General features: G+C 42.8%; 10 protein-coding genes. 5 read left to right on the forward strand and 5 right to left on the reverse strand.

Going from position 1 to position 8,850, the window contains the following annotated elements; genetic code table 11:
* A partial coding sequence (locus NC99_RS00860; RefSeq protein WP_157624330.1) for a hypothetical protein occupies nt 1-231 on the reverse strand: 231 nt, incomplete at its 3' end.
* A 77-nt stretch (nt 232-308) separates the two neighbouring features.
* Between NC99_RS00860 and NC99_RS00865 the strand changes: the two genes are divergently transcribed.
* From NC99_RS00865 to NC99_RS00875, 3 genes are all read left to right on the forward strand, one after another.
* Nucleotides 309-749, forward strand: coding sequence for a hypothetical protein (locus NC99_RS00865; RefSeq protein ID WP_053178888.1), 441 nt, complete (start codon nt 309-311; stop codon nt 747-749).
* A gap of 149 nt (nt 750-898) precedes the next feature.
* The gene (gene greA, locus NC99_RS00870) at nt 899-1,372 is read left to right on the forward strand and encodes a transcription elongation factor GreA (protein WP_053178890.1); all 474 of its coding nucleotides are present in this window, start codon (nt 899-901) and stop codon (nt 1,370-1,372) included.
* A gap of 3 nt (nt 1,373-1,375) precedes the next feature.
* Nucleotides 1,376-1,771 carry an HIT family protein gene (locus NC99_RS00875; protein WP_053178892.1) on the forward strand — a complete coding sequence of 132 codons (396 nt, stop codon included), beginning with the start codon at nt 1,376-1,378 and terminating at the stop codon, nt 1,769-1,771.
* 114 nt (nt 1,772-1,885) lie between these two features.
* On the opposite strand, the gene ruvC is transcribed toward NC99_RS00875, so the two are convergent.
* Genes ruvC through NC99_RS00895 form a run of 4 tightly spaced genes read right to left on the reverse strand, consistent with a single transcriptional unit; the run spans nt 1,886 to nt 6,561 of the window.
* Nucleotides 1,886-2,440, reverse strand: coding sequence for a crossover junction endodeoxyribonuclease RuvC (gene ruvC / locus NC99_RS00880; protein ID WP_053178895.1), 555 nt, complete (start codon nt 2,438-2,440; stop codon nt 1,886-1,888).
* Complete coding sequence (locus NC99_RS00885) at nt 2,440-3,726, reverse strand: S41 family peptidase (protein ID WP_162231115.1); 1,287 nt, start codon at nt 3,724-3,726, stop codon at nt 2,440-2,442. The genes ruvC and NC99_RS00885 overlap by 1 nt, the downstream gene beginning before the upstream one ends.
* A 51-nt stretch (nt 3,727-3,777) precedes the next feature.
* Nucleotides 3,778-4,677, reverse strand: coding sequence for a DMT family transporter (locus tag NC99_RS00890; RefSeq protein WP_053178899.1), 900 nt, complete (start codon nt 4,675-4,677; stop codon nt 3,778-3,780).
* The gene (locus NC99_RS00895; protein WP_053178901.1) at nt 4,678-6,561 is read right to left on the reverse strand and encodes a tetratricopeptide repeat protein; all 1,884 of its coding nucleotides are present in this window, start codon (nt 6,559-6,561) and stop codon (nt 4,678-4,680) included.
* Nucleotides 6,562-6,886: 325 nt separating this feature from the next.
* On the opposite strand from NC99_RS00895, the gene NC99_RS00900 reads away from it, so the two are divergent.
* Nucleotides 6,887-7,624, forward strand: a complete 738-nt coding sequence (locus NC99_RS00900; RefSeq protein ID WP_053178903.1) for a TonB family protein — start codon at nt 6,887-6,889, stop codon at nt 7,622-7,624.
* 571 nt (nt 7,625-8,195) lie between these two features.
* Complete coding sequence (locus NC99_RS00905; RefSeq protein ID WP_053178905.1) at nt 8,196-8,780, forward strand: RNA polymerase sigma factor; 585 nt, start codon at nt 8,196-8,198, stop codon at nt 8,778-8,780.
* Nucleotides 8,781-8,850 lie beyond the last annotated feature (70 nt).

The following is an 8,850-nucleotide window of genomic DNA, read 5'->3' on the forward strand; positions in this document are numbered from 1 at the left end:
GGCATAAAATGACACGCCATTGTTGATCACAGCAATCCCGCCATACCCGCCATTAAAATATTCGGGATAACCTACCGTGTTTAAACCGTTATGATTAACCAAATTGATATAAAAATTGACATCAACATAAGGAATGGATGAGTCGAAGTCATCGTCGCAAGCCAGGCCTATTGCAAACAAGAACAAGAATAAAAAACTAAACCTCCGGGAGAACCATTTTATGCCATTCATTTTTTATATCTTTATAACTCTTTAAACCACGAAACAGCCAGGTTATTTTGCCTGAGACGCAACAAAATTAAAATAAAATGGAAGATTATATCTTTATTCTTATCGCGATTGTGCTATCCATTTTTGGAGCGATTAATCAGAACAAAAAGAAAAGAATGGAGCAAATGACGGATGACGAACCGGAGCCGGAACACGGATCTTCTTTTTTCGATGAAATTTTCGATGATCCAATGTTCAGGGAGGAACCCAAACCTCAGCCGGTGCGTGAACCAATCGTGGTAAAAAGACCGCCAATCGTTCCTGAGAAAAAAATACCTGCGCCACACCTGCAGCGACAACCTCTCCGTTCGACACTGGTTAAAAAAACTGAAATTGGCGATGCCATTGACAAGAACAAAATTGCGTCGTCACTCACCCAAACCGAAACGGTGGATCAATCAGACCGAGCCTCAATTTTAAGCGATTTTTCATTACGAAAAGCCGTCATTTATGCTGAGATTCTGGAAAGAAAATACTAGAACAATTTCATAAACAATATTTTATAGGCTTTTTAGAAGTTTAGCACTCGCAAATACCAAATATTTTATATAGCTTTGTGAAGCTAAAGAGTTCCACTCGTTCGGAATTCTTTTTTCTTTTATGTAGTCACATCAAAAAAGTGAAAATAATGGGAAAAGTGACCTTTATTACCCAGGAGGGATTGAACAAATTAAAGAAAGAACTGGAACGCCTGATGAATGTGGAGCGCCCTGCAATTTCAAAACAAATTGGGGAAGCCATTGAAAAAGGTGATATTTCGGAAAATGCCGAATACGATGCAGCCAAAGACGCCCAGGGTATGCTTGAAGCAAAAATAGCTCAGCTCCGTGGCAAAATTGCCAATGCGCGTATCATTGATGAGTCAAAAATTGACACTTCATCGGTGCAAATTCTGAACAAGGTAACCATCAAGAACAAAAAGAATAATGCCACCATGCAATATACCATTGTATCGGAGCATGAAGCAGATTTGAAGTCAGGCAAGATCTCAATTGAAACACCAATTGCCCAAGGATTACTTGGCAAAAAGGTGGGCGATTCGGTAGAAATTCAGGTACCGTCAGGTATGATTTCTTTTGAAATTATCGACATTTCGCTTTAAGCTATGGCAAGCCTGTTTACAAAAATCATTTCAGGAGATATTCCAGCCTACAAAGTGGCTGAGGATGAAAACTATTTAGCCTTTCTGGATATTTTTCCAACGGCTAAAGGACACACACTGGTCATTCCCAAAAAAGAAGTGGACTACCTGTTTGACCTAGATGATGAAACTTATGCGGGATTGCACCAATTTGCCAAAAAGGTAGCCGTGGGTTTGAAAAAAGCTGTTCCTTGTCAAAAAGTAGGTGTGATGGTTTTAGGCCTTGAAGTGCCCCATGCCCACATCCATCTGGTGCCCATGCAATCAGAAAAGGACTTGCTTCATTTTTCAGACAAAGTAAAATTGAGTGAGGACGAATTTGAAGCCTTACGTAAAAAAATTGCTGCAGAAATTGATTAAGAGAATCAATTAAAAGATAGTGCTGGCCATTCTGTTTTTCAGGATGGCTTTTTTTTTGAACATTGCCGAAAAAATTGGGACTCCCTGCGGTTGCAAACATTAAGGACCCAGCACTCACTTCACCCGACCAGGATTCTTTTTGACAAAATCGCCCCAGCCTTTGTATGACTTACCTTTGAGCGGACTTTTTAGTTGCAGGTAATGACAAACCGCTACCGCAAGTGCGTCGGTGGCATCGAGCTCTTTGGGCAGCTCATCGTCCTTAAACATGTTTCGTAAAAAGAAAGCCACCTGTTCCTTGGAAGCCCGCCCCATGCCGGTAATGGCTTGTTTGACCCGCAGTGGAGCATATTCGAATACCGGAATGTCTTTCTCCAGGGCAATGCCCATAACAATTCCCTGGGCTCGTCCAAGTTTCAGCATGGCCTGGATATCCTTTCCATAGAAAGGTGATTCAATAGCCAGTTCATCGGGCAAATACTCGTTCATTAAATGCTGGGTTCGAATGAAAATCTGCTTCAACTTGAGATAGTGATCTTTCAGCTTACCAGTTTTCACCACGCCCGTGTGCAAAATTTTCGGATTGTTATCCACAACTTCGATCAGGGCATAGCCCATCACCACTGTCCCCGGGTCAATTCCTAAAATTCGTTTCGATGTAATTCCCATTAATAAGCTCCTGTAATTTCCTGCAAGCCACGTTTCAGCGGTAACCCTTGTGGTTGAAGTTTGATTGATTTTAAGGCAATCACATCGTTGCCACGGATGATATCGAGAGCAGTTTTTAAACAAGCTTCGTCCGGATTGCCCCACCCCCGGAACACATCGTCCACCACATCATAATCGGCCGGAATTCCATTGAAGTAATCACCCTGGCCACTCGCGTTGAGCAATTTAAAAGTGACCGGAGCCAAAGCCATGTTGTATTCTTCAGATTCGAAAACGCTCATTCCAACAGGTTTTCCCGCAGTTGTTGACCCAATGGTAACAACCTCCTTATAAGGAAACATGCCATTGATCACCATTTCGCTGGCCGAAGCCGATGCCCCGGTGGTGATAAAAAAAAGGCGGTCCACATCAACAGACAACTCATTGCCTTGGGTGCCGAAATTGACATTGTCGTCGGTGTGTTTTTTGTTGTAAATAATGCGTCCCAGCAACTCACCTTCGATGTCGCTGCCACCAACCAGTTCCTCCAGCAAAAAGGCGATCCCCAGGTTGCCACCGCCATTGTATCGTAAATCGACAACGAGCTCGTCAATCTCCTCAGCCTGAAAATCCGTAAAAACATCCTTCAGTTCCTGCAGTGATGGCTCCAGAAAGCTCTCGAATACCAAATAGCCTACTTTTTTTGTTCCGACATCCAGGACGTTCCAGTGCAACACGGTGTTCATCTGGTAGTCGGTGCGGGTCATTGAATGGGAGACCGTATCGTTATCAGTGGTCACAAAAGTGAACTTCACTTCCGTGTCAGTATCAAAAGCAGCTCCTAAATCCGGGATATTTTCAAGGGGCACATCATTAATCCTGATGAATTCCCATCCACGATCCACTCCGGCCAGCCCCATCGGCGACTGCTTGTAGGTGAACCGAACCATGAGTCTTTGGTCGGGGGTTACGGCCATGCCTACCCCAAACCCTTTGGTTTGTGCTTGTTCAAACAGCGCCCGATACGCATCCAGGCTGGTTACAAAACTCCAGCGATCCAGTTCGTCGTACATCAAAGCTTCAACCAAACTTTCGTTGGTGCTGTAGTTGTTCGGATCAAGCTCGGGCACCTGATCCAACCAAAAATACCAATCCTTGAAAATATCGTAAATGTAGGTTCTGCTGTTTTCAACCGGCTCTTCCAATTCAATCTCAGGAATTACTTCTTCCTCAGAACATGAAATCGCAAGCAACAACATGCCCGCGAGAAAAAGGCTTAACAGCCTGCCGTTTTTTATATTGTCCATTTTCATCGTTTTATATCGTATTTTTCAGAAAAGCTTCGCTCCTTCTGCCGGCTAACGGGTTCGCCATCGCCTGATTCTGAGCTGCTGAACAAAGATGCCAAAAATTATGAAGGCCAGACCAAAAAAGGTCGTCAGATGAATGGTTTCATGCAAAATAAAATGAATGAAGATCAAAGATAAAAACGGCGACAGAAAAATAAAATTGCCCGTAACAGCATTGTTCTCGCTGTATTGCAAGGCTTTCATCCACACCACAAAAGTAATTCCCATCTCGAACAGACCCACGTAAACAGCAACAAAAAAATGGGGACCTGGCTCTACCTGAAAGCTCTCGCCGGGAGCCAGTAAGCCGTATAAAATCAGGTAGAAAATTCCGAAGGAAAAATTCCAAAAAAAGACCACCAGTTTATCGCGCTTTTCCTGCACGCTAAAAAGCCAGTACGCCGACCAGATCACGCTGCTCGACAGGGCCAGCAGTGCACCGGGCAAATTGGTTTTATAGAAGCCCGCAACACTTCCTTGCGACGCGATAAACACCACACCCACAAAACTCAGCAATATTCCCCAAAGATTGCGCAAACCAAGTTTATGTCCCAGAATTGGCGCCGACAACACAGCCAACACGATGGGCCAAACCATGTTGAGCGACTGCGTGACCTGTGCCGGATTCAAATCGTAGGCTTTAAACAAGACCAAATAATACAGGAATGGATTGAACAGCCCCTGCCCGGCCGACAGCAGCAAAGCACGCCGATTTATTGTGAGCAAAAGTTTGAGTTCGCCTTGGACCAATATCAAAATAAAAAAGGCCACAAAAGAAGCAATGGAAGCCACAAAGACGAGCTGAAAAGGGCTTAAAACCTGTAAGGCAATTTTAAAAGCTGATGCCACGGTAGACCAAAAAATGACGGCCAGTAAAGCCCACAAAATAGCTTTTTGTTGATTCTTCATTTAGTTGATTTCGGGTTCGTTGAAGAACAAGGTTTCTTTGTCGACCGGCATATCACCACGCAGCTGGCGATAGCGTTCGCGTGCTTCTTCCACATAAATGCTTCCCGGGTATAGGGTCAGCATTTGTTTATACAATTCGCCGGCATCTGCTACCCGATTCAACTTTTGCTCATACAGTTCCGCCAGTAAAAACAAGGCATCGTCGGCCAGTAAATCGTATGCATAGCCATTTCTTATTTTCTCCAGAAAACCAGCCGCCTGCTGATATTCGCCACGTTGGATCAAAGTCTTCGCTTTGCGAAAATAAATATCATCAAGCAAGCTGTGGTAACTGTATTGTGCTTCAATCGAGTCGAGCACGGCCCATGCCAACGAATCCTGCTGGCGAAACTGGTATAAATCGGATTTGGCAAACAGTTGCATGGGCACTTCGGTGGTATCGAGGGCAGTATTGCTGCTGATAAAAATCGATAGTTCCAGCGCGTCGTTGGCAATCAGCTTCGAGGTGCTGGCCTTCAGCACATCCAATTGTGCCTGTGCCCAGCTGAGGTTTCCCATATAATAACCCAACTTTGCTTTTTTAAGTTTCACTTCATCGCCCAACGGATTATTCTTGTTGGCATCAATAATTTGCGAATACAACAAAACCGCTTCCCACAAATCATCTTTTAACACCTGAATGTCGGCCAGCTCATTTTTTAACTGATCGCGTTGTAAAGCATTGATGCCATTCACGGCCATGTGAGTTTTCAACAAGGCCATTGCCGAATCAATTTCATGTTGAAAGAATGCCATAAAATGGGCAAAATCAATTACCAGCGAAGTGGTTTCAGCATGAAAACCAACCACCTGAAAAGTCGCTTCAAATTGTGATCGTATCGTTTCTTCAGCAATATTTTGCTCAGGAAAATGAATAAACCGATGATAATACATCTTCATTTTGCCCTGATGAGCTTCGGAAAAAAATTCTCCGCTCGGGCCTTTTTCAATCAGATAATCATACGCTTTGATGGCCTCTTCCACCCCGTCGTTTCCCGCGGCAATTCGCGCGAGGCTGGCAATATTGGCATCGCCGGCCCCAATGCGTTTATCCAAGGCAATGGCCTGTCGCAAAGCTTGCGAAAAGCGCTTTTCCTGAATGAACAACCAGATCAGCAGGTGGTTATACGCAATCACATCCGGATCTTGCTGAATACGCCGAAGCAAGGAAGTTCGGAATTCATCGCGCAAGGAATTGTCCACGTCCATGCGGAAAGCCGTGAGCATGCTGCTTTGAACCCGCCCCAGATTGTTTTCATCCATCTCCAGCAAGTCCAGATAGGCCTGAAACATTTGCTCATAGTCACGCTGATACAGGTACACCCTCGCCAACTCGTAATGAAACGACTCACTTGGCAACTTCTCGCTTCCCAATTGATACACCCGGCGGGTAAACTCGTATTGCTGACGCCCCAAAAAAGCGCTGGCCAACCTGATGTAATCATTTCTATTGTTCGGAACAACCTGCAAAGCTCCCTCGTATTTCTCCGCGGCTTCTTCGTCGCGGCCTTGCTGCGAGAGCAAAAAGCCCCACTGCACATACAGGTAAGCGTCGTTTTTGCGCTTTTTCAACTGCTCGCGGATCTCCGCTTCAGCCTGCGTAAAATCTTTCAGTTCCAACAAACAATTCAAATACAAGTTAAAGTAAGGATCGCTTCCCGAGGTCTCATAGATTTCCCGGTAAAGCATCGCTGCCTTTTCAAAATCCCTGTCGCGATAATATTGATTGGCCAATTGCAATTTATTGGTATCCATCTGAATTGCCTGTCCCGCGCTAAACTGTGGAATAAGCACAATCAAAAGTAAGCCCAAAAGCAAGCATCGTATATTTGTTTTCAATTTCATGCGTTACAAAAATAACAATCTGTCGGGATGAAAGATAAGCTTGAACGATATTTAGCTGGAAGATTCCAAAAGCACGAAGTCGAATAGATCCCTGTCACACGGTGGGCAGTAGCCAAGCTAAGAATTGGAGTTTTGAAAAAAACTTCAGGAAAAATTTAAAATTGAAAGAAAATGCAAAAAGCCCATAATCACAGCATCAAAGGCTTAGCTGACAATATTCATAAAAAGGGAAACTTAAATCAAGGTTAACTTAGCAAACTGAATTGCTGCCAAATTTCAAAATCGAAAGCCATTTACGGCCTATTTGTTATTAACTTTGCCGGGCATGTCAAAGATAAACGAGCTATACAAACAAAATATATACGGAATTATCGGAACGCTGATATTCCACATTTTGCTGGTTGGTAGTTTCATGCTTGCCGAAATGAACCTGAAAGGTGAAGTGAAGGAAGAACCGATCATTCTTGATTTCACCGATCCGGAGGACATTGAAACTCCGGAACTGGAAGAAACTTTGGAAGAGCAGGAAGAAGAAAATACGCCTTCCAACCAAAACGAACTGGAGCAAACCACCTCAAGAAGCAACCAGGCCGTCAATGATGCGCCTGTAAAAGACCCGTTTTTTGACGAGGAGTACCAAAGGGAAATTGCCGAAGCTCAAAAATTGGTTTCTGACGTAAATAATCAACTTTCAAAAGAAGTGAAAGACCTGGAAGAATTTGCCATGCCGGAAGAGACCACCGAAGGAATGGATCCGGACTCAATAAAAAACACAATCTATTCGGGAGAAAGCAACATCCACTATTTTCTTGAAAATCGATATCACCTGCGATTGCCAATTCCAGTTTATCTTGCTCAAGGCGGCGGTTTGGTCGTTGTTGACATCGTTGTCAATCGCCGGGGCAGAGTCATCCAAGCCGACGTTAGGAACAGCACCGCGTTGAAAGATCCCATGCTGGAAATCTACGCCCGGCAAGCAGCTCAACGAACCGTTTTCAATGCTGACGAATCGGCTCCGGCGCAACAAAAAGGAACGATTTCCTATACATTCGTGGCTCAATAGCTTCCCGTTATAAGAAAAAAACAAACATTTAACAACAATTAACAGATTTTTAACTCGAGTTAATGTTTTAAAGCATATCTTTGTAGTACGTTTTTTTTCATAAGTTTAGGTTTAGTTAGGTTAGTTAGTTTAGTGAGAAAAGGTAGGCCAGAGGGTCTACCTTTTTATTTTTCACCTCCTCTGATCCGAGCAGATTCCATACGAAATCACCCCAAAGGTTTGACAAATCAAGAACGAAGGAAACCACGCTCAATAATTCCCTGCTTCGATTTGATTCATCAAAAACCACCTTAAAGCACCGCTACCCATCACAAATTTTACTTCGGTTCAAACTATTTTAAATCAGCTCAGCTTATAGCGTCAGCTAATTTTGTATTTTTACCATCAAATCAACACACTTTGTTATTGCAGGCAGTTAACTTTGCAGTCAGTCCAAGTAAAAGGTTCATTTGCATTTTCAACAATTTATAGACATATTTAGCACGTAAATGAATGTTTCGAGAGGTCTAGATAAATTTTCTGCGATCAAAGATGATAGAGGCTGGTAATTTTTAAGAATTAAATAGAGACAATGATTAACTACACGAACGAAGAACTTCTTCACGGAATTCTTAGAAACGACAATTTAATTCTCCAGTATATTTACAAGAATTACTTTTATAAGATTAATTTCTTCATAAAAAAGAATAGCGGGGATGATGAAGATTCAAACGACATCTTTCAGGAAGCGATTATTATTATATACCGAAAACTCAAAGCCAACGACCTGGTTCTCGATTGCGAATTCGAAACCTACATTTATTCAGTCTGCCGTTTCCTTTGGCTGAAGCAACTTGAGAAAAGGAAAAACGAAAAAGAAAAAATTCAGGACAACCACGAGTTTAATGAAGAGATTTACGATCGGAGTTTTGAAGAAACTGCAGACCTGAACGAAAAGTACAAACTCTATCAAAAGCATTTCAAAAATTTAGGCAAGGACTGCCAAAAAATTCTTCAACTCTTTTTCGACAAAGTTCCTTTGAAACAAATTGCACAGGTGATGGGCTATCAAAGTGAAAAATACGCGAAAAAACGCAAGTACAAATGCAAAGAATATCTGGTAAAAAGCATCAAGCAGGACATTGAGTACAAAAAGATTCTGGAAGATAATATCTAGCCTTAAATCCAGCCGATTTCAAATCAACTACAAAAATAAAATCCGATCAGGGGTTACCTTTTGCCTGATT

It is taken from the genome of Sunxiuqinia dokdonensis (genome assembly GCF_001270965.1).
GTDB lineage: Bacteria > Bacteroidota > Bacteroidia > Bacteroidales > Prolixibacteraceae > Sunxiuqinia > Sunxiuqinia dokdonensis.